The organism is Pseudomonas mangiferae (genome assembly GCF_007109405.1).
Lineage (GTDB): Bacteria > Pseudomonadota > Gammaproteobacteria > Pseudomonadales > Pseudomonadaceae > Pseudomonas_T > Pseudomonas_T mangiferae.
This window is the reverse complement of the sequence record NZ_VJOY01000013.1, coordinates 50895-68786: the sequence shown is the minus strand read 5'-3', so window position 1 is coordinate 68786 and position 17892 is coordinate 50895. Positions and strand designations below refer to the sequence as shown.

Annotated in this window: 20 protein-coding genes; 8 read left to right on the top strand and 12 right to left on the bottom strand. The window is 69.5% G+C overall.

Annotated features, from left to right (window positions below; translation table 11 throughout):
* The first annotated feature begins 45 nt into the window (after positions 1 to 45).
* From ftsE to rpoH, 3 genes are all read left to right on the top strand, one after another.
* Complete coding sequence (gene ftsE / locus FM069_RS16960) at positions 46 to 717, top strand: cell division ATP-binding protein FtsE (RefSeq protein WP_143489559.1); 672 nt, start codon at positions 46 to 48, stop codon at positions 715 to 717.
* A complete protein-coding gene (ftsX, locus tag FM069_RS16955; RefSeq protein ID WP_143489558.1) occupies positions 714 to 1724 on the top strand; it encodes a permease-like cell division protein FtsX in 1011 nt (336 codons plus the stop codon). Before ftsE ends, ftsX begins: the two co-directional genes overlap by 4 nt.
* Before the next feature lie 126 nt (positions 1725 to 1850).
* Positions 1851 to 2705 (top strand): RNA polymerase sigma factor RpoH, encoded by an 855-nt coding sequence (rpoH, locus tag FM069_RS16950; protein ID WP_143489557.1) that lies wholly within the window; start codon positions 1851 to 1853, stop codon positions 2703 to 2705.
* A 70-nt stretch (positions 2706 to 2775) separates the two neighbouring features.
* On the opposite strand, the gene mtgA is transcribed toward rpoH, so the two are convergent.
* Complete coding sequence (gene mtgA / locus FM069_RS16945) at positions 2776 to 3507, bottom strand: monofunctional biosynthetic peptidoglycan transglycosylase (protein ID WP_143489556.1); 732 nt, start codon at positions 3505 to 3507, stop codon at positions 2776 to 2778.
* A gap of 117 nt (positions 3508 to 3624) precedes the next feature.
* Between mtgA and FM069_RS16940 the strand changes: the two genes are divergently transcribed.
* The 5 genes from FM069_RS16940 to FM069_RS16920 all read left to right on the top strand — a co-directional run bounded on the left by FM069_RS16940 (position 3625) and on the right by FM069_RS16920 (position 7424).
* Entirely contained in the window at positions 3625 to 3996 is a 372-nt protein-coding gene (locus FM069_RS16940) for a DUF423 domain-containing protein (RefSeq protein ID WP_143489555.1), read from the top strand.
* An 86-nt stretch (positions 3997 to 4082) separates the two neighbouring features.
* Positions 4083 to 4283 (top strand): sulfur carrier protein ThiS, encoded by a 201-nt coding sequence (thiS, locus tag FM069_RS16935; RefSeq protein ID WP_143489554.1) that lies wholly within the window; start codon positions 4083 to 4085, stop codon positions 4281 to 4283.
* A 48-nt stretch (positions 4284 to 4331) separates the two neighbouring features.
* Positions 4332 to 5126, top strand: coding sequence for a thiazole synthase (locus tag FM069_RS16930; protein ID WP_143489553.1), 795 nt, complete (start codon positions 4332 to 4334; stop codon positions 5124 to 5126).
* A gap of 55 nt (positions 5127 to 5181) precedes the next feature.
* Positions 5182 to 5889, top strand: coding sequence for a tRNA (guanosine(46)-N7)-methyltransferase TrmB (gene trmB, locus FM069_RS16925; RefSeq protein WP_143489552.1), 708 nt, complete (start codon positions 5182 to 5184; stop codon positions 5887 to 5889).
* Between the two features lie 191 nt (positions 5890 to 6080).
* Positions 6081 to 7424 carry a DUF1329 domain-containing protein gene (locus FM069_RS16920; protein ID WP_143489551.1) on the top strand — a complete coding sequence of 448 codons (1344 nt, stop codon included), beginning with the start codon at positions 6081 to 6083 and terminating at the stop codon, positions 7422 to 7424.
* A 220-nt stretch (positions 7425 to 7644) separates the two neighbouring features.
* Here FM069_RS16920 and FM069_RS16915 read toward each other — a convergent pair whose 3' ends face one another.
* From FM069_RS16915 to proC, 11 genes are all read right to left on the bottom strand, one after another.
* Positions 7645 to 7971 (bottom strand): DUF3392 family protein, encoded by a 327-nt coding sequence (locus FM069_RS16915; RefSeq protein WP_143489550.1) that lies wholly within the window; start codon positions 7969 to 7971, stop codon positions 7645 to 7647.
* 13 nt (positions 7972 to 7984) lie between these two features.
* Positions 7985 to 9145, bottom strand: coding sequence for a GGDEF domain-containing protein (locus FM069_RS16910; protein ID WP_143489549.1), 1161 nt, complete (start codon positions 9143 to 9145; stop codon positions 7985 to 7987).
* A gap of 302 nt (positions 9146 to 9447) precedes the next feature.
* Positions 9448 to 10632, bottom strand: a complete 1185-nt coding sequence (hemW, locus tag FM069_RS16905; protein ID WP_143489548.1) for a radical SAM family heme chaperone HemW — start codon at positions 10630 to 10632, stop codon at positions 9448 to 9450.
* Between the two features lie 237 nt (positions 10633 to 10869).
* On the bottom strand, positions 10870 to 11463 hold the full coding sequence (gene rdgB / locus FM069_RS16900; protein ID WP_143489547.1) for an RdgB/HAM1 family non-canonical purine NTP pyrophosphatase: 594 nt from the start codon (positions 11461 to 11463) through the stop codon (positions 10870 to 10872).
* Positions 11460 to 11879 carry a DUF4426 domain-containing protein gene (locus FM069_RS16895; RefSeq protein ID WP_143489546.1) on the bottom strand — a complete coding sequence of 140 codons (420 nt, stop codon included), beginning with the start codon at positions 11877 to 11879 and terminating at the stop codon, positions 11460 to 11462. The genes rdgB and FM069_RS16895 overlap by 4 nt, the downstream gene beginning before the upstream one ends.
* A 46-nt stretch (positions 11880 to 11925) precedes the next feature.
* Positions 11926 to 12546: a methionine biosynthesis protein MetW gene (metW, locus tag FM069_RS16890; RefSeq protein WP_143489585.1), complete on the bottom strand. Its 621-nt coding sequence runs from the start codon at positions 12544 to 12546 to the stop codon at positions 11926 to 11928.
* A gap of 5 nt (positions 12547 to 12551) precedes the next feature.
* A complete protein-coding gene (gene metX / locus FM069_RS16885) occupies positions 12552 to 13691 on the bottom strand; it encodes a homoserine O-succinyltransferase MetX (protein ID WP_143489545.1) in 1140 nt (379 codons plus the stop codon).
* A 98-nt stretch (positions 13692 to 13789) separates the two neighbouring features.
* Positions 13790 to 15775 (bottom strand): dynamin-like GTPase family protein, encoded by a 1986-nt coding sequence (locus FM069_RS16880; RefSeq protein ID WP_143489544.1) that lies wholly within the window; start codon positions 15773 to 15775, stop codon positions 13790 to 13792.
* 359 nt (positions 15776 to 16134) lie between these two features.
* On the bottom strand, positions 16135 to 16428 hold the full coding sequence (locus FM069_RS16875; protein WP_143489543.1) for a DUF167 domain-containing protein: 294 nt from the start codon (positions 16426 to 16428) through the stop codon (positions 16135 to 16137).
* Positions 16429 to 16441: 13 nt separating this feature from the next.
* Positions 16442 to 17035, bottom strand: a complete 594-nt coding sequence (locus tag FM069_RS16870; RefSeq protein WP_143489542.1) for a YggT family protein — start codon at positions 17033 to 17035, stop codon at positions 16442 to 16444.
* 26 nt (positions 17036 to 17061) lie between these two features.
* Entirely contained in the window at positions 17062 to 17889 is an 828-nt protein-coding gene (proC, locus tag FM069_RS16865; protein WP_143489541.1) for a pyrroline-5-carboxylate reductase, read from the bottom strand.
* Positions 17890 to 17892 lie beyond the last annotated feature (3 nt).

Sequence of the window (17892 nt, the reverse complement as noted above, 5' to 3'; positions counted from 1 at the left end):
GTCCCGCCCCGCCATCCGTACAACCAGCCGAGGTCAGGCCCCGTCATGATCCGCTTCGAACAGGTCGGCAAGCGCTACGCCAACGGCCATGTCGGCATCCATGAGCTGTCCTTTCGCGTGAAACGCGGCGAATTCCTCTTCGTCACCGGGCACTCCGGCGCCGGCAAGAGCACCCTGCTGCGGCTGCTGCTGGCGATGGAGCGGCCCACCACCGGCAAGCTGCTGCTGGCCGGCCAGGACCTGGCGCAGATCACCAACGCGCAGATCCCGTTCCTGCGCCGGCAGATCGGCGTGGTGTTCCAGAACCACCAGCTGCTGTTCGACCGCACGGTGTTCAACAACGTCGCCCTGCCGCTGCAGATCCTCGGCCTGTCCAAGCCGGAGATCGCCAAGCGGGTCGGCGTCGCCCTGGAGCGGGTGAGCCTGGCGGACAAGGCCGACCAGCTGCCGTCCGACCTGTCCACCGGCCAGCAGCAGCGGGTCGGCATCGCCCGGGCAGTGGTGCACCGCCCGGCGCTGCTGCTGGCCGACGAACCCACCGGCAACCTCGACCCGCGGCTCGCGGCGGAGATCATGGGCGTGTTCGAAGACATCAACCGGCTCGGCACCACCGTGCTGATCGCCAGCCACGACCTGGCGCTGATCGCCCGCATGCGCCACCGCATGCTCACCCTGCAGCGCGGCCGCCTGATCGGCGACGGGGAGGCGAGCCGATGAGCGCCACCCGCGAACCCTCGCCGCAGCCCGCCGAGCGGGTCGGCGGCGCACCACGCAAACCCGAACACAAGGACGACGGCCCCAGCTTCGGCCAGCTGTTCCACGCCTGGCTGGAAAGCCACCGCGCCAGCCTGCTGGACAGCCTGCGGCGCCTGGGTCGGCAGCCCATCGGCAGCTTCTTCACTTGCCTGGTGATGGCCATCGCCCTGTCCCTGCCCATGGGCCTGTCGCTGCTGCTGACCAACGTCGAGCGGTTGGCCGGTTCCTGGCAGCGGGCGGCGCAGATTTCCCTCTACCTGCAACTGGACGCCGGCGAGCAGGACGGCCAGCGCCTGCGCGACGAGATCGCCGCCCTGCCGGACGTGGCGGAGGCGGAATGGATCAGCCGCGAGCGCGCCCTGGCGGAATTCCAGCAGGACTCCGGCCTCGGCCAGGCCCTCAAGGAGCTGCCGGAGAACCCGCTGCCCGGGGTGATCCTGGTGACCCCGGCGACTCTCGACAAGGCCGGCCTGGAAGCCCTGCGCACCCGCCTGGCGGACATGCCCCAGGTGCAGCAGGCCCAGCTGGACCTGGTCTGGGTGGAGCGCCTGGGGGCGATTCTCACCCTGGGCGACCGCTTCATCTTCGGCCTCACCGTGCTGCTGGTGCTGGCGCTGCTGCTGGTGATCGGCAACACCATCCGCCTGCACATCGAGAATCGCCGCAACGAAATCGAGGTCATCAAGCTGGTAGGCGGAACGGATGGCTACGTGCGACGTCCCTTCCTTTATATGGGCGCGCTGTACGGCGTCGGCGCCGGGCTGCTGTCCTGGCTGGTGCTGGCCTACGGGCTACACTGGCTGAACGACGCGGTGATCCGCCTGGCCGGGCTGTATGGCAGCGACTTCGCCCTGACCGGTGTGCCCATGGGCGACGGCCTGTCGCTGCTGCTGGGGGCGGTGTTCCTCGGCTACATCGGCGCCTGGCTGGCGGTGGCGCGGCACCTGAGCGAACTGGCGCCTCGCTGAACCGTTGGGTTGGAGCCGTCATCGACAGGGTCGATAGGCACTATCTGTAAAGGAACTTTTCCAGCCGTGTTGCCGCCCAAGGGGCGATGCTACACTGCGGACCGTTTCGTGAATCGGAGGATTCGCATGACCACTTCATTGCAACCTGTCTATGCCCTGGCGCCGGGAGCCAATCTCGAAGCCTACGTGCACGCGGTCAACAGCATCCCGCTGCTGAGCGTCGAGCAGGAGCGCGAACTGGCCGAAAGCCTCTTCTACCATCAGGACCTGGAAGCGGCCCGGCAGATGGTGATGGCGCACCTGCGCTTCGTCGTGCACATCGCCCGCAGCTACGCCGGCTACGGCCTGGCCCAGGCCGACCTGATCCAGGAAGGCAACGTCGGCCTGATGAAGGCCGTGAAGCGCTTCAATCCGGAGATGGGCGTGCGCCTGGTGTCCTTCGCCGTGCACTGGATCAAGGCCGAGATCCACGAGTTCATCCTGCGCAACTGGCGCATCGTCAAGGTGGCCACCACCAAGGCCCAGCGCAAGCTGTTCTTCAACCTGCGCAGCCAGAAGAAGCGGCTGGCCTGGCTGAACAACGACGAAGTCAATGCGGTCGCCCAGACCCTGGGGGTCGAGCCCCACGAGGTGCGGGAGATGGAAAGCCGGCTCACCGGCCAGGACATGGCGTTCGATCCGGCGGCGGATGCCGACGACGACGCGGCCTACCAGTCGCCCGCCCATTACCTGGAAGATCATCGCTACGACCCGGCACGCCAGCTGGAGGAAGCGGACTGGAGCGACAGCGCCAACGCCAACCTGCACGAGGCTTTGGAAGGGCTGGATGCGCGCAGCCGCGACATTCTCTACCAGCGCTGGCTGGCGGAGGAGAAAGCGACCCTGCACGACCTGGCGGCGAAGTACAACGTCTCCGCCGAGCGCATTCGCCAGTTGGAGAAGAACGCCATGAACAAGCTGAAAGGCTTCATTCAGGCGTAAGCGAACCGGGTTCGCGCCCGACGAAAAAGCCGCCCTGGAGGCGGCTTTTTCATGCCTGCGGATCGGCGCGTCAGCGCAGGGCCTGGGGCCAGGCGTCCGGGTAGCGGGGGCGCAGTTGGTCGAGGTAGTGGCTACCGCCCAACTGATAGCTCTGCCGGCGGATCCAGCCGGCACGGCGCGCGACGTAGGCGCCGGGGCGGCTGGGGCTCCATTCCCGGGGGTTGGGCAGTACCGCCGCCAACAGGCAGGCCTGCTGGGCGGACAGGTAGGGCGCGCCGACACCGAAGTGATAGCGGGCGGCGGCTTCCGCGCCGAACACGCCGTCGCCCCATTCGACGCTGTTCAGGTAGACCTCGAGAATCCGCTGCTTCGACCAGAACAGCTCGATCAGCGCGGTGAACCAGACCTCCAGGCCCTTGCGCAGCCAGCTGCGGTCGGACCAGAGGAACAGGTTCTTCGCCACCTGCTGGCTCAGGGTGCTGGCGCCCCGCAGGGTGCCGCCGCGTTCGTTGTGGGCCATGGCGGCGCGGATGGCGCCGACGTCGAAGCCCCAGTGCTCGGCGAACTTCTGGTCCTCGGCGGCGATCACCGCGATCTTCAGGTCGTCCGGCAGTTCGCGCCAGGGGCGCCAGTCCCGGCGCAGCTCCACCGGGGTGCCGTCGACCCAGGATTCCACCTTGCGCTCCAGCATCAGCGCGCTGCCCGGCGGCGGTATCCAGCGCAGCGCCAGCACCACCAGCGCCGAACCGGCGGCGAACCAGGCGAGGACCTTGAACAGGCGGCGGAACAGGGTGCGGATCATGCGCTTGGCCTGGGCTGCGGAAGCGGGCCATTATACAGACCGCACGTCGCCCGCCGCCGTTCGGGGTGGCACACGACCCGTCTTCCGCCGGCATGGCCGGCCCGTACCGGAGTGATCATGGCCCGTCTGTTCCTGCTGCTGGCGGCATTCGCCGGCTTTACCGGTGTCGCCCTCGGCGCCTTTGCCGCCCACGGTCTGCGCAGCCGCCTGAGCGCCGAGTACCTGGCGGTGTTCCACACCGGTGTGCAGTACCAGCTGGTGCATGCCCTGGCGCTGCTGGGGGTCGGCCTGCTGGCCCTGCACGTCCCGAGCCGCACCCTGGGGATCGCCGGCGGCGCCTTCGCGGTGGGCGTGCTGCTGTTCTCCGGCAGCCTCTATGCCCTGACCCTGAGCGGTATCGGCCGCCTGGGCATGATTACCCCGATCGGCGGAGTGGCGTTCCTGGTGGGCTGGGCTTGCCTGGGGCTGTGCGCCTGGCGCCTGGCCTGAGGGCGACCGGAGGCCGCCCGCGGCCTTGGTCATCCGCCGCGTTCGGGGCTAGAATGCCGACCCCCTCACAGTTGTGACCGTCCGTCATGCGCATCCAGTTGAACGGTGAACCTTTCGAGTTGCCCGATGGCGAGCCTGTCGCCGGCCTGCTCGAACGCCTGCAACTGGTGGGCCGCCGCGTCGCGGTCGAACTCAATCTGGACATCGTGCCGCGCAGCCAGCACGCCACTACGGTGCTTCGCGAAGGCGACCGCGTCGAAGTGGTGCATGCCATCGGCGGCGGCTAGGGCCGACGGCCTGGTCTTCCCCCGTCCCCTGCACTGGAGGTTTCCCCGATGAGCGACGTTCTGCGCGACAAGCCTTTCACCCTGGCCGGCCGGACCTACGGCTCGCGCCTGCTGGTGGGCACCGGCAAGTACAAGGACCTGGACGAGACCCGCCGAGCCATCGAAGCCAGCGGCGCGGAGATCGTCACGGTCGCGGTGCGCCGCACCAACATCGGCCAGAACCCCGGCGAGCCCAACCTGCTGGACGTGATCCCGCCGGACCGCTACACCATCCTGCCCAACACCGCCGGCTGCTTCGACGCCGCCGAGGCCGTGCGCACCTGCCGCCTGGCGCGGGAGCTGCTGGACGGCCACTCGCTGGTCAAGCTGGAAGTGCTGGCCGACCAGAAGACCCTGTTCCCCAACGTCATCGAGACCCTGCGCGCCGCCGAGACCCTGGTGGCCGATGGCTTCGACGTGATGGTCTACACCAGCGACGACCCGATCATCGCCCGCCAGCTCGCCGACATGGGCTGCATCGCGGTGATGCCCCTGGCCGGGCTGATCGGCACCGGCCTGGGCATCTGCAACCCCTACAACCTGCGGATCATCCTGGAGGAAGCCAAGGTGCCGGTGCTGGTGGACGCCGGGGTCGGCACCGCCTCCGACGCCACCATCGCCATGGAGCTGGGCTGCGACGGGGTGCTGATGAACAGCGCCATCGCCCATGCCGGCGACCCGGTGATGATGGGCGCGGCGATGCAGCACGCGATCATCGCCGGGCGCCTGGCCTACCTGGCCGGGCGCATGCCGAAGAAGCTCTACGCCAGCGCCTCCTCGCCGCTGGACGGGCTGGTCCGCTGATTTTCCGCAGGGCGGATGGCCGCCCCGCGTTGCGCATTCACTAGACAGGTTTTCCATGAGCGACCCACACGTGCAGCCCGAGGCACGCCCGCACCGGACCATCAAGAGCTTCGTGATGCGCGCCGGCCGCATGACCGAAGGCCAGCAGCGCGGCCTCGACCGCGGCTGGCCGCGCTTCGGCCTGGCCCTGGAGGACGGTCGCCGGGATTTCGCCGAGGTGTTCGGCCGGCGCGCGCCGCTGACCGTGGAGATCGGCTTCGGCATGGGCCAGTCCCTGCTGGAGATGGCCGCCGCCGCGCCGGAGCAGGACTTCATCGGCGTGGAAGTGCACAAGCCAGGCGTCGGCGCGCTGCTCAGCGGCCTGCTCGCCCAAGACCTGCAGAACGTGCGGGTGTACAGCTGCGACGCCCTGGAAGTGCTGCGAGACTGCGTGCCCGACGGCGGCCTGGAGCGCCTGCTGCTGTTTTTCCCCGACCCCTGGCACAAGTCCCGCCACCACAAGCGGCGCATCGTCCAGCCGGCCTTCGCCGAGCTGGTGCGGCAGAAGCTGCGGGTCGGCGGGGTGCTGCACATGGCCACCGACTGGGCGCCCTATGCCGAGCACATGCTGGAGGTGATGAACGCGGCGCCCGGGTACCGCAACCGCGCCGCCGACGGCACCTACGTGCCGCGCCCGGAGGAACGCCCGGTGACCAAGTTCGAACGCCGCGGCGAGCGCCTGGGCCATGGCGTCTGGGACTTGAAGTTCGAACGCATCGACTGAAGGACACATCGATTCACGCGGCGCCGGCCCGTCCGGCTGCCCCAGGGAAGAACACAAAGACAGACCGGGACCACCCGGCACCCCAGGACGGTTTCCTCACCTCAACGCCACTGACGATGCCGCGGCCCCGCCGACGGCGATAACAACAAAAGCGGACGCGGCCACCGGCCAGCGCCGCGAGGAGAGCGCTTGTGTTGAAACGTTTAGGCATCACGCTGCTGGCGGCCTGCGCCCTGCAGGCCCAGGCCGCGGTGGAGGACGCGCGTGTCGAGCAACTGGGCAAGGACCTGACCCCGCTGGGCGGCGAGCGGGCCGGCAACGCGGCCGGCACCATCCCTGCCTGGAACGGCGGCCTGGCCACGCCGCCGGCGGACTACCGCAGCGGCATGCACCATCCCGACCCCTACGCCGGCGAGAAACCGCTGTATGTGATCGACGCGCAGAACGTCGACCGCTATGCGGCGCAGCTGCCGGAGGGGCTCAAGGACCTGGTGCGCCGCCACCCGGACTTCCACGTGCGGGTGTTCCCCACCCACCGCAGCGCCGCGGCGCCCCAGCGCATCTACGACGCGACCCGCTACAACGCCGGCCACGCGCAGCTGATCTCCGGCGGCAACGGCGTGGAAGGGGCCGCCTCCGGCGTGCCGTTCCCGATCCCGGCCAACGGCCAGGAGGTGATCTGGAACCACATCATGCGCTACCGCGGCGACCAGATTCACTTCGTCACCAACCAGGCGGCGGTGCTGGCCAATGGCACCTACACGCTGCTCAAGCTGGACCGCGACGTGTACTTCGTCTACGGCCGCGAAGGCGTGACGCCCCAGGACCTGAACAACACCCTGTTCTACTACAAGTACACCGTGGTGGCGCCGTCGCGGCTGGCGGGGTCGGCCCTGGTGGTGCAGGAAACCCTCGACCAGGTCCTGTCGATCCGCAAGGCCTGGCGCTTCAACCGCAGCGAGCGCCGGGTGCGCCGCCTGCCGATGCTGGCCTACGATTCGCTGCAGCCGGACACCAACGGCATGGCCACCTCGGACATGGTGGACTCCTACAACGGCGCGCCGGACCGCTACGAGTGGGTGCTCAAGGGCAAGCAGGAAATGCTGGTGCCTTACAACAGCTACGCGGTGCACCAGAAGGGCATTCCCTACGAGCGCATCCTGACGCCCAACTTCGTCAACCCTGACCTGCTGCGCTACGAGCTGCACCGGGTGTGGGTGGTGGAGGCGAGCCTGCGCAAGGGCTTCAGCCACCCGGTGGCCAAGCGCCGCTTCTACGTGGACGAGGACAGCTGGCAGATCCTCGCCGTCGACCACTACGACAAGAACGGCCAGTTGAGCGGGCTGCAGGAAAGCCACCCCATCAGCTACTACGATGTCCCGATGTTCGGCAGCACCCTGGAGACGCTGTACGACCTGAACGGCGGCCGCTATTTCGTCGACGGCATGGACAACAACGAGCCCATGTACGATTTCCATCCCCCCCTGGGGCCGCGCGACTTCACCCCGCAGGCGCTGCGCCGCGAGGGCATCTGATACCGATTCCGGCCTGCCTGGCCAACCCGCCGCCTTCGGGCGGCTTTTTTTTGCCTGGCGCCCACCGGCCGCCATTCGCCGCCCGCCGCGTCAGGGGGCTGGCTCGGCGCAGCGGCTATCTCAAGCGGGTCAGCGCCGGCAGGGGGATTCGCTGCGCCGACCTGGACGTCAGCCTGCTCCCGTCAGGTGAACCGGGCCTGGCCCACCCACGCGGTCGTCCTCAGTTGTTGCGTTCGGCCAGCATGCCGATCAGCAGCAGCGCCAGCAGCAGCGCAGGGGCCAGGGTGTAGTTGTTGAAGTAGCCCAGGCCCTTCACCAGCCAGGGAGTCAGCCAGACCATCGCCAGGCCGTAGCCCAGCAGGCACAGGCCGACGAACAGCAGGCTGCGCAGCACCAGGTTGAGCCCGCCGATGCGCTGCCGGACCCAGGCATTGAGGCCGGGGCCCAGCAGCACCAGCAGGGTGGCCATCAGCGCCAGGGCGATCTCCGAGAGGTGGGCGCGGCACAGGCGCGAGAGGTGGGCGATCAGGTCGAGTGCGTACTGCATGGGAAGTCCTCGTTCAGCCGGCGACCACGCAATTGCGGCCGTGGCGCTTGGCGTCGTAGAGCGCGGTGTCGGTGCGCCTGAGCCATTGTTCCAGGGTTTCGTCGGGGCGGGCGGTGGCCACCCCGATGCTCACGGTGATGGCCTGCGGGTCGGCGTCGCCACCTCCGCGGTAGGGGCTGGCGGCGATGCGCGCGCGCAGGCGCTCGCCCACCTGCAGGGCGGTGTCGAGGTCGGTGCCGCGCAGCAGCACGATGAATTCCTCGCCGCCGTAGCGGCCCAGGGGCTCATTGGCCCGCAGGCCGCCGATCAGCACCCGCACCACGTGCTTGAGCACTTCGTCGCCGGTCTGGTGGCCGCGCTCGTCGTTGACCCGCTTGAAGTGGTCGATGTCCAGCAGCAGCAGGGACGCCGGCTTCCGCGCGCCAGCGGCCAGCTCGCGGGTGGCCATGTCCACCACGATGCGGCGGGTGTAGGCATTGGTCAGGGCGTCGTGGCTGAGCTGGTGCATCAGCAGCGCGTGCAGGCGGTCGTTGAGCATCAGGATGAAGCCCACCGAGATGCAGATGGCCAGCAGGCTGTGGGTGGAGAAATACAGCACGTTGATGGGCGTCGGCGCGAGGAAGTCGCCACCCTGGGTGGGCATCGCCAGGGCGTTGAGGATGCGCAGGCCGGAGATCGCCACGTCGATGAACACGCTGCCGGCGGTGAACAGGTAGGGGAACTGGGCGCGGTCGGGCTGGCGCGGCCGGTGGCGCAGCACGTCGAGGCCGAAGTAGGCCATCAGCGCCGCCGACAGGGAGGAGAAGATCACCACCCGCACCGCCAGGCGATCCTCCACGTGGAAGAAGTAGAACATCAGGGCGTTGGCCAGCAGCACGCTGCCCAGCAGGGCGGCGTGGCGCGGCGGCCGTTCGAAGAAGCAGCGCCCGCCGGCGCAGATCAGGGCGATGGAGCCGAGCCCGGCGAAGTTGGCCAGGGTCAGGGAGAAGAAGTCCGGGATCATCCCGCGCAGCCCGTAGAGCAGCGAGGCGGTGGCCACCATCAGCATGGCGCTGCTCCAGTAGCGCGCGCCGCCCACCCGCTCGCGCACCGAGCGTGGCATGGCGAACAGCACCACGGCCATCAGCAGGCTGAGGGCGGACAGGATGAAGATGATGCTGCGGGGATCCAACACTCGGCCGGCTCCGTGTGCCCGATGACGAAATCGCGGCATAGCCTACCGGAACGCTTGGCTTTTTGCGCAACCGCGACAGGCCTTTTTCGCCGACGGTTGTGATGTGCGGGAATGCCCGTAATTTGACGCCGGTAAACCGTTGCAAGCCCCGGGCGGCGTGGCCTGCAGCGAATCGCTCCGGGACGCGGTTGGCCGTCGTCTGGCGGGCCGGGGCGAGCGGCGTGGCAGGCCTGCCCGGCGATGTCGCGAGCCCCGCCGGGCACCCTGGAGCCGGCGAGAGCGGCACAGCCCCCGACGGCGAATCAGCCCGCGGGGCCGCGTACCGGGGTCGAGTCGTCGGGCAGGAACAGTTGCAGCAGGTCGTTGAGGAACAGCTGGCCGCGGGGGCTGGCCGCCAGGCGCTCGGGGTCGGGCAGCAGCAGGCCGCGGCGCTCGGCCTCGCGGCGGCCAGCCGCGAGCCCGGCCAGGGGCAGGCCGGTGCGGGCAGGGAAGTCGGCGGCGGCCACGCCCTCGGTGAGGCGCAGGGCGTTCATCAGGAACTCGAACGGCAGCTCGTCCGCGTCCAGATGCCGCTCACCGGCGCGGAAGGCATTGCCCGGGGCCAGGTAGTCCTTGGGCAGGCGGGTCTTCCAGGTGCGCCGGATACGGCCGTCGGGGTCGGTCAGCTTGGCGTGGGCGCCGGCGCCGAGGCCGAGGAAGTCACCGAAGGTCCAGTAGTTGAGGTTGTGCCGCGCCCGGCGCCCGGGGCGGGCATAGGCGGAGATCTCGTACTGGGCGAAGCCGTGCTCGGCCAGCAGGGCCTGGCCGGCTTCCTGGATGTCCCAGAGGGTGTCGTCCTCCGGCAACTGCGGCGGCTGGCTCCAGAACACCGTGTTGGGCTCCAGGGTCAGCTGGTACCAGGACAGGTGGGTGGGTGCCTGGGCGATGGCGGTTCGCAGGTCGGCCAGGGCGTCGTCCAGGGTCTGCCCGGGCAGCCCGTGCATGAGGTCCAGGTTGAGGTTGTCGAAGCCGGCGGCGCGGGCCATGTCCGCCGCGCGGATCGCCTCGTCGCCGTCATGGATGCGGCCCAGGGCCGCCAGCTTGTCGCCCTGGAAGCTCTGCACGCCGATGGACAGGCGGTTGATGCCCAGCGCCCGGTAGTCGCGGAATTTCGCCTGCTCGAAGGTGCCGGGGTTGGCCTCCAGGGTGATCTCGATGTCCGCGGCGAATGCCACTCGCCGCTGCACGCCCTCCAGCAGCCGGCCAAGCGCCCGGGCCGAGAACAGGCTGGGGGTGCCGCCGCCGAAGAAGATCGAGGTCAGCGGCCGGCCGTGGACCTGGGGCAGGTCGACGTCCAGGTCCGCCAGCAGCGCGTCCACGTAAGCGTCTTCCGGCAGCGCCGGGCCGGCCGCGTGGGAGTTGAAATCGCAGTACGGGCACTTGCGCACGCACCAGGGGATGTGGACGTAGAGGGCCAGGGGCGGAAGCGGGAACACGGCTGGGGTCACGGCTAGGCGTCGAAGGGGGCGCTATGGTCGCAGGAGTTCGCCCAACTACCAATGCCGGCGGACGAGCTGTCGCCGGCGAGGAGCGGCGTGGCTCCGTGCCGGGGGGCGCGCGGCGGTGTTCGTGTCGAGGCGCGGGGCCTCACCGGGCCGGGCTTATCCGGCCGGACCTGCCCGGTCGGACCTACCCGGTCGGACCTGATCGTGAAACCCTATCCGCCTCGCCGGGCGATGCGCTCCTCAGAGCCCCAGGCGCTGCCTCAGCAGGGCCATGGCGCGGGCGCGGTGGCTGATCTGGTTTTTGTCCGCCGGCGCCAGCTCGGCGCTGGAGCAGTCCCGCTCCGGCACCCAGAACAGCGGGTCGTAGCCGAAGCCATGGTCGCCCCGGGCCTGGTGCAGGATGCGCCCCTGCCAGAGCCCCTCGCAGAGGATCGGCAGCGGGTCGTCGGCGTGCCGCACCAGGGCCAGCACGCAGACGAACTGGGCGCCGCGCGCGGCGTCCGGCACGTCGGCCAGGGCCGCCAGCAGCTTGGCGTTGTTGGCCGCGTCGCCCTGGCCGTCGGCGTAGCGCGCCGAATAGATGCCGGGGGCGCCGCCCAGGGCGTCCACCGCCAGGCCGGAGTCATCGGCCAGGGCCGGCAGGCCGGACAGCCGCGCCGCGTTGCGCGCCTTGAGGATGGCGTTCTCGACGAAGGACAGGCCGGTCTCTTCCGGCTCCACCTGGCTGAATTCGCCGACGGAGCGCAGCGTCACCCGCGCGCCGAGCATGGCCTGGAGTTCCTTGAGCTTGCCGGCGTTGTGGCTGGCCAGCACCAGTTGGTCGAGGGTATTCATTCGTCGGGGAAGATTTCCTGGTTGAAGTCGATGCGGTGCGCCTCGCCGTCGGTGCCGCGGATGTCCAGGCTGAAGCTCAGCACTTCGCGGCTGCCGATGGGAAATTGCGCCAGGTGGTAGAGGGCGCCGCTCTCGCGGACTTCCTTGAATTGCAGCGGGGTGCGCTTGCCCAGCAGGTCCTTGATCTCGCCGCCCACCTGGGCCGGCGCGGGCTTGCCGTCCTTGAGCACGGTGACGTTGACCACGCCCAGGGTCTTGCTGCGCACCAGGCCCGCGGCGGCGGCGGTGTCCGGCTGGAGGAAGCCGGAGTTGAAGGCGTTGTAGTGCACCTCCAGGTCACCGAAGCGCTGCATGCGTTCGGCGGCGGCGGGCAGGGCCAGGCAGAGGGTGAAGAGCATCAGGGCGAGGCGGCGCATGGAAGGTTCTCCTGTCGGGGCCGGCGCGGGGCCGGGGTGTCGAGGGTCAGACGGCGATGCGGTGGTCCTGGGCGCGGGGGCTGCTGACCCGGTAGATGCCGATTTCCCCCAGCAGGTTCGGCCAGGCGCGGCTGGCCCAGCCGTGGCGGTGCTCGCGGTCGACGGCCAGGCGGTCCATGACCTTCACCTGCAACTGGTGGCAGAGCGCCTCGAAGTCCTCGAAGGTGCAGAAGTGGATGTTCGGCGTGTTGTACCAGGTATAGGGCAGGAATTCGGAGACCGGCATGCGCCCCTTGCTCGCCAGGTACCAGCGGCAACGCCAGTGGCCGAAGTTGGGGAAGGTGATGATGCACTGGCGACCGACCCGCAGCATTTCCTCGAGGATGCGGTCGGGGTAGTGCACCGCCTGTAGCGCCTGGGTCATCACCACCACATCGAAGCTGTCGCTGGTGAAGTTGCCCAGGCCCTTGTCCAGGTCCTGCTCGATGACGTTGACGCCCTTTTCCACGCAGCGGGCGATGTTCTCGGGGTCGATCTCCAGGCCGTAGCCGCTGACCTGCTTGTGGTCGCGCAGCCAGGCGAGCAGCTCGCCGTCGCCGCAGCCCAGGTCGAGGACCCGGCTGCCGGCGGGAATCCATTCTTGAATGATGTCCAGGTCGGCACGCATCGGGGTCACACCAGAATCCGGTTCATGTAGGCGCCGAACCCCTGCAGGTAGCGGGGGATCGGGATGAGAAAGGCGTCGTGACCCTGGGGCGCGTCGATTTCCAGGTAGCAGACGTTCTTGCGGGCCACGGTCAGCGCGTCGACGATCTCCCGGGAGCGGGCCGGGGAGAAGCGCCAGTCGGTGGTGAAGGACATCACGCAGAAGTCCGCCTCGGCCACCGCCAGGGTCTTGGCCAGGTCGCCGCCGTGGGCCTCGGCCGGGTCGAAGTAGTCCAGGGCCTTGGTCATCAGCAGGTAGGTGTTGCCGTCGAAGCGCCCGGAGAACTCTTCGCCCTGGTAGCGCAGGTAGCTCTCCACCTGGAATTCCACGCTGTGGAAGTCGTAGGCCAGCTTGTCGTTCTTCAGCCCGCGGCCGAATTTCTCGCCCATGGCGTCATCGGACAGGTAGGTGATGTGGCCCACCATGCGCGCCAGCATCAGCCCGCGCTTGGGCAGGGTACCGTGTTCCTGGAAGTGACCGTCGTGGAAGTCCGGGTCGGAGAGGATCGCCTGGCGCGCCACCTCGTTGAAGGCGATGTTCTGCGCCGACAGCTTGGGCGCCGAGGCGATGGCCACGCAGTGGCGCACCCGCTGCGGGTAGCTGATGGTCCATTGCAGGGCCTGCATGCCGCCGAGGCTGCCGCCCACCACCGCCGCCCAGCGTTCGATGCCCAGCTGGTCGGCCAGGCGCGCCTGGCTGTGCACCCAGTCCTCTACCGTCACCACCGGGAAGTCCGCGCCGTACGGCCGGCCGGTGGCCGGGTTGGGGCTGGTGGGGCCGGTGGAGCCGTTGCAGCCGCCCAGGTTGTTCAGGGCGACGACGAAGAATTTGCGGGTGTCGATGGGCTTGCCGGGGCCGATGCAGCTGTCCCACCAGCCGGGCTTGCGGTCGTCTTCGTGGTGGTAGCCGGCAGCGTGGTGGTGGCCCGACAGGGCATGGCAGATCAGCACCGCGTTGCTGCGGGCGGCGTTCAGTTCGCCGTAGGTCTCGTAGACCAGGTCGTAGTCGGCCAGGCTGCGTCCGCAGGCGAGGGTCAGCGGTTCGCTGAAGCGCAGGGTGCGCGGGGTGACCAGGCCAACGGAATCTTCGGGAAAGACGGAGGGCATCGGGCCAGCTCTGGGTGCGGAAGAGGCGCCAGTCTAAAGAGCGCCGCCCCCCGCGGCAAGGCGGCCGCCGGCCCGACGCGGCGCGCCTCCCGCAGCCCTCAGGCCTGTTCCAGGCTGGGCGGACGCGCTGCGCCCGGCAGGGTCACCACCTTGCCCTGGCGCTGGATCGGCGCCGGCCGGCGGAGGATGCGCAGCATGTCGTTGGCCTGGGCCAGCTGGGCTTCCAGTTCCTCGGCGTAATGGCCGAGCTGCTGCACCCGCTGGCTGGCGCTCTGGGTTTCCTGGGCCAGGGCCTTGAGCCGCAGCATGTGGCTCTCCAGCAGTTGCTTGTGCTCCAGGGTGTGCTGCATCAGCGGCATCAGCGCGTCGTTGGCCCACTGGGCGGCTTCCCGGCGCAGGCGCTGGTGCAGGCCGATCACTTCCTGCACCAAGGTGGCGAAGAAGCGCCGGGTCAGGGAGCGCTGTTCGGTGAGCAGGGTCTTCACCTGCAGGCGGAAGCGGTCGGCCTTGTCCCGCAGGTGGGCCAGGTCGCGCTGGTAGCGGCGCACATCGAAGTGCGGCGCGTCCATGCCGTGGAGCGGGTTCTCCTCGCTGTGGCGGCGGTAGATGGCGGCCACCATGCGGTTGGCCATGTCCGCCTCGTGCTGGAAGGTCTGCAGGTCGCTTTCCACCGAGCGGAAGAAATGCAGGATCGCCTGGTTGATGCCCAGGGTGGTCCAGCTGCCGGTGAGGTTGTGCCGGACCTTCTGCAGGTGCTGCTCCAGGCGGTCGGAGCGCACTGCCATGCGCAGCAGGTCGCCCTGGCGCTTGAGCAGGCGCTGGTTGGTCTTCAGGCCCAGCAGCCGGCGATGGTGCTGGGCGTGGTCGTCCTTGGTGCGGGCGGTCAGCTCGAAGAGCATCTGGCCATTGTCCTGCTGGTGCCCGGCGAGCAGCGTGCGCTGGTCGCGGATGCGCTCCAGGCGCAGGCTCAGGGCGTGCTGGCTGTTCTGCAGCAGGCCCAGTACCTGGGCCACCACGCGGTCCTCGATCAGCCGTTCCTTGCGCGCCACGATGCGCTCGCAGAGCAGCGTCTCCAGGGGCCCCAGCTGGCTGCGCTCGAGCAGCGCGCGGTCGTCGCGGACCTTGGCCAGCAGCGCCTGCTTGGCCGACAGCGGCAGCACGTCCTCCCGGCGCAGGCCGAGCTGCCGTGCGGTACCGTCCTGGATGCGCTGGATCGCCTGCTGCACGGCGGCCTCGCCGGCCAGGTCGTCCCACAGCACGTCGATCTTGTTCAGCACGGCGAACAGGCTGGTCTGGGTGTCCTCGTCCAGCAGGCGGACGTGCTGCTGCCAGATATCCATGTCGCTGGCGGTGACGCCGGTGTCGGCGGAGAGCAGGAAGATCACCGCCTGGGCCGCAGGCAGCATGGACAGGGTCAGTTCCGGCTCGCTGCCCAGGGCGTTCAGGCCCGGGGTGTCGAGGATGCGCAGGCCCTGGCGCAGCAGCGGGTGGTCGATGTTCACCAGGGCATGGCGCCAGGCCGGCACCCGCACGTGGTCAGGCTTGTCGTCCGGCTCCAGGGCGTCGGGGTGGAAGCCCAACTGGATCGCCTGCTCCACCGGCATCGGCTTGCTGCGGGCAACCTGGGCGAAAGCCCGGGCCATGTTCTCCGGGTCGTCCGGGTCCAGGGGGATGTTCACCCAGTGGCGCGGCACCCGCTTGAACTGCGCGACGCTGGCGTCGGCCATGCGCGTCTCGATGGGCAGCAGGCGGATATAGGCGCGTTCCGAGCGGGGGTCGAAGAACAGTTCGGTGGGGCACATGGTGGTGCGCCCGGCCTGGGACGGCAGCATGCGCTGGCCGTACTGGGAGAAGAACAGGCTGTTGATCAGCTCGGTCTTGCCGCGGGAGAACTCGCCGACGAAGGCCAGGGTGATGTGGTCGGTGCGCAGCAGGCGCAGGGCGCGCTCGAGCTTGGCGTGGACCGCGTCGGAGTTGAGCCGGTTGTGTTCCAGCCAGGAGCGGTAGCGGATGATCTCGCGGATCAGTTCGCGCTTCCAGGCGACGTAGGCATCGACCTGCTGGCTGAGACGCTCCATGCTCATCCGGACTTCCTCGTGGGGGGTGGGTGCGCCGCCGTCGGGCGGGCGCAGAAACGTCGCGGCATTATGCGGGGGGCGCCAGGCGCGTCAATCGGCCGGGAGGGCGTAAGGTCGCGGCGGGGTACCGAGCGGTCGGTTCTCGCTGGGCGGCCCTGGTGGGCATCTGCGGGCGGGCCGTTTTGGGTGGATGGGTGCGGGCGGGCAACTCCGGATGGGTCGTTCCAGGCGGGCGGCCCCAGGCGGGCGGCCCCAGGCGGGTAGCCCCAGGCGGGCAGCCCCGGGCGTTCGTGTGCCGCAGGTATTCCGGCGCGGCGGTCGGGTCGCCACCCACGGGTGGCGTATTCGCCGGCGGCCGGCCCGGCTCAGCCCTGGCGGGCCAGCCCCGGCAGGTCAGGCAGGCGCTTCGGCTGGCGCACCCGAACCCGCTTCTGCCGGTTCAGCTCGCCGCTTTCCAGGCTGACCTGGCTCTTGGCCACGCCGAAGGCGTCGGCGAGGAACGCCAGCAGGTGGGCGTTGGCCTTGCCGTCCACCGGCGGCGCGGTGAGGCGGATCTTCAGCCGCTCGCCGTGCAGCCCGGCGAAGGCGTCGCCGCTGGCGCGGGGCTGCAGGTGGCAGTCGAGGATCAGGTCCTCGCCGTCCCAGCGGAAGAAGGCCATGGCCCGCCGTGCCTCACATGAACGGGCTGAGGATCTTCGGCATCTGGGTCATCGCCGCCAGGTTGCCGATCACCAGCATGTCCAGCAGGTTCAGCGCGATGAAGGCGAAGATCGGCGAGAGGTCCAGGCCGCCCAGGTTCGGCAGGATGCGCCGGAACGGGCTCAGCAGCGGTTCGCAGATCTGGTTGATCAGCTGCGCGCCGGGGTTGTAGCTGCCGGGTGCCACCCAGGAGAGGATCACGCTGACGATCAGGGCGAAGAAGAACACCTTGAGGAACAGCGAGGTCACGCCGATCAGCGACCAGACCAGCACGTTGGGCAGGAAGCCGGCGACGCCGTAGCCCATCAGCGCCAGGGTCACCAGCATCAGCAGCATCTGCACCAGGATGGCCAGCAGTAGCGAGGCCAGGTCGAGGCCGCCGAAGCCGGGCACGATCCGCCGCAGCGACCGCAGCAACGGTTGGGTGGCCTTCAGCACGAACTGGCTCAGGGGGTTGTAGAAGTCCGCACGCACCAGTTGCAGGATGAAGCGCAGCAGCACGATCAGCAGGTAGAGGCTGCCGAGGGTCTGCAGCACGTAGATGAGGGCGGTGTTCAGTCCGATCATGGTCGCTCCGTGGTTCGTCTAATCGCTCAGTTGCCCAGTTGCCCGGCCAGTTCCGCGGAGCGGCGCGCGGCCGCCTCCAGGGCGTGTTGGACCAGGGCTTCGAAGCCACCGGCCTGGAATGTCTTGATCGCCGCCTCGGTGGTGCCGTTGGGCGAGGTGACGCGGCGGCGCAGTTCGGCGGCATCGGTGTCCCCGTCCAGGGCCATGCGGGCGGCGCCCAGGGCGGTCTGCAGGGTCAGCCGTTCGGCTACTTCGCGGGGCAGGCCCAGCTGCGCGCCGGCGGCGGTCATGGCCTCGATGAGCAGGAAGAAGTAGGCAGGGCCGCTGCCGGAGACGGCGGTCACCGCGTCCAGCTGGTGTTCCTCGTCCAGCCACAGCGCCACGCCCACCGCGCTCAGCAGTTCTTCCGCTTGCTGGCGCTGGGCGGCGGAGACCGCCGGGTTGGCGTACAGCCCGCTGACGCCCTGGCGCAGCAGCGCCGGGGTATTCGGCATGCAGCGCACGATGGGTCGTGGTGCCTCGCCGCCCAGCCAGGCGGCGAGGCTGGCGCAGGTGATGCCGGCGGCGATGGACACCACCAGCACATGGGCCGGCAGGTGCGGGCCGAGCTGTTCGCAGACGCTGCGCATCACCTGGGGCTTGACCGCCAGCACCACGATGTCGGCGCCCGCCACCGCGTCGGCGTTGTCGGCGTACAGGGCGATGCCGTGCTCGGCGGCGAGCTTTGCCCGCTGGTCCGCGCCGGGGTCGCTGGCATGGATGCGGTCGGCCGCCAGGCCCTGGGCGCGCAGGCCGCCGATCAGGCTGGCGGCCATGTTGCCGGCGCCGATGAAGGCGATGCGGGATGTGCTCATGGA

What these genes read in the sequence shown, in the direction of transcription:
- ftsE (WP_143489559.1), top strand. Translation starts at nt 46, where the DNA reads ATGATCCGCTTCGAACAGGTCGGCAAGCGCTACGCCAACGGCCATGTC.
- ftsX (WP_143489558.1), top strand. Translation starts at nt 714, where the DNA reads ATGAGCGCCACCCGCGAACCCTCGCCGCAGCCCGCCGAGCGGGTCGGC.
- rpoH (WP_143489557.1), top strand. Translation starts at nt 1,851, where the DNA reads ATGACCACTTCATTGCAACCTGTCTATGCCCTGGCGCCGGGAGCCAAT.
- mtgA (WP_143489556.1), bottom strand. Translation starts at nt 3,507, where the DNA reads ATGATCCGCACCCTGTTCCGCCGCCTGTTCAAGGTCCTCGCCTGGTTC.
- FM069_RS16940 (WP_143489555.1), top strand. Translation starts at nt 3,625, where the DNA reads ATGGCCCGTCTGTTCCTGCTGCTGGCGGCATTCGCCGGCTTTACCGGT.
- thiS (WP_143489554.1), top strand. Translation starts at nt 4,083, where the DNA reads ATGCGCATCCAGTTGAACGGTGAACCTTTCGAGTTGCCCGATGGCGAG.
- FM069_RS16930 (WP_143489553.1), top strand. Translation starts at nt 4,332, where the DNA reads ATGAGCGACGTTCTGCGCGACAAGCCTTTCACCCTGGCCGGCCGGACC.
- trmB (WP_143489552.1), top strand. Translation starts at nt 5,182, where the DNA reads ATGAGCGACCCACACGTGCAGCCCGAGGCACGCCCGCACCGGACCATC.
- FM069_RS16915 (WP_143489550.1), bottom strand. Translation starts at nt 7,971, where the DNA reads ATGCAGTACGCACTCGACCTGATCGCCCACCTCTCGCGCCTGTGCCGC.
- rdgB (WP_143489547.1), bottom strand. Translation starts at nt 11,463, where the DNA reads ATGAATACCCTCGACCAACTGGTGCTGGCCAGCCACAACGCCGGCAAG.
- FM069_RS16895 (WP_143489546.1), bottom strand. Translation starts at nt 11,879, where the DNA reads ATGCGCCGCCTCGCCCTGATGCTCTTCACCCTCTGCCTGGCCCTGCCC.
- metW (WP_143489585.1), bottom strand. Translation starts at nt 12,546, where the DNA reads ATGCGTGCCGACCTGGACATCATTCAAGAATGGATTCCCGCCGGCAGC.
- metX (WP_143489545.1), bottom strand. Translation starts at nt 13,691, where the DNA reads ATGCCCTCCGTCTTTCCCGAAGATTCCGTTGGCCTGGTCACCCCGCGC.
- FM069_RS16880 (WP_143489544.1), bottom strand. Translation starts at nt 15,775, where the DNA reads ATGAGCATGGAGCGTCTCAGCCAGCAGGTCGATGCCTACGTCGCCTGG.
- FM069_RS16875 (WP_143489543.1), bottom strand. Translation starts at nt 16,428, where the DNA reads ATGGCCTTCTTCCGCTGGGACGGCGAGGACCTGATCCTCGACTGCCAC.
- FM069_RS16870 (WP_143489542.1), bottom strand. Translation starts at nt 17,035, where the DNA reads ATGATCGGACTGAACACCGCCCTCATCTACGTGCTGCAGACCCTCGGC.
- proC (WP_143489541.1), bottom strand. Translation starts at nt 17,889, where the DNA reads ATGAGCACATCCCGCATCGCCTTCATCGGCGCCGGCAACATGGCCGCC.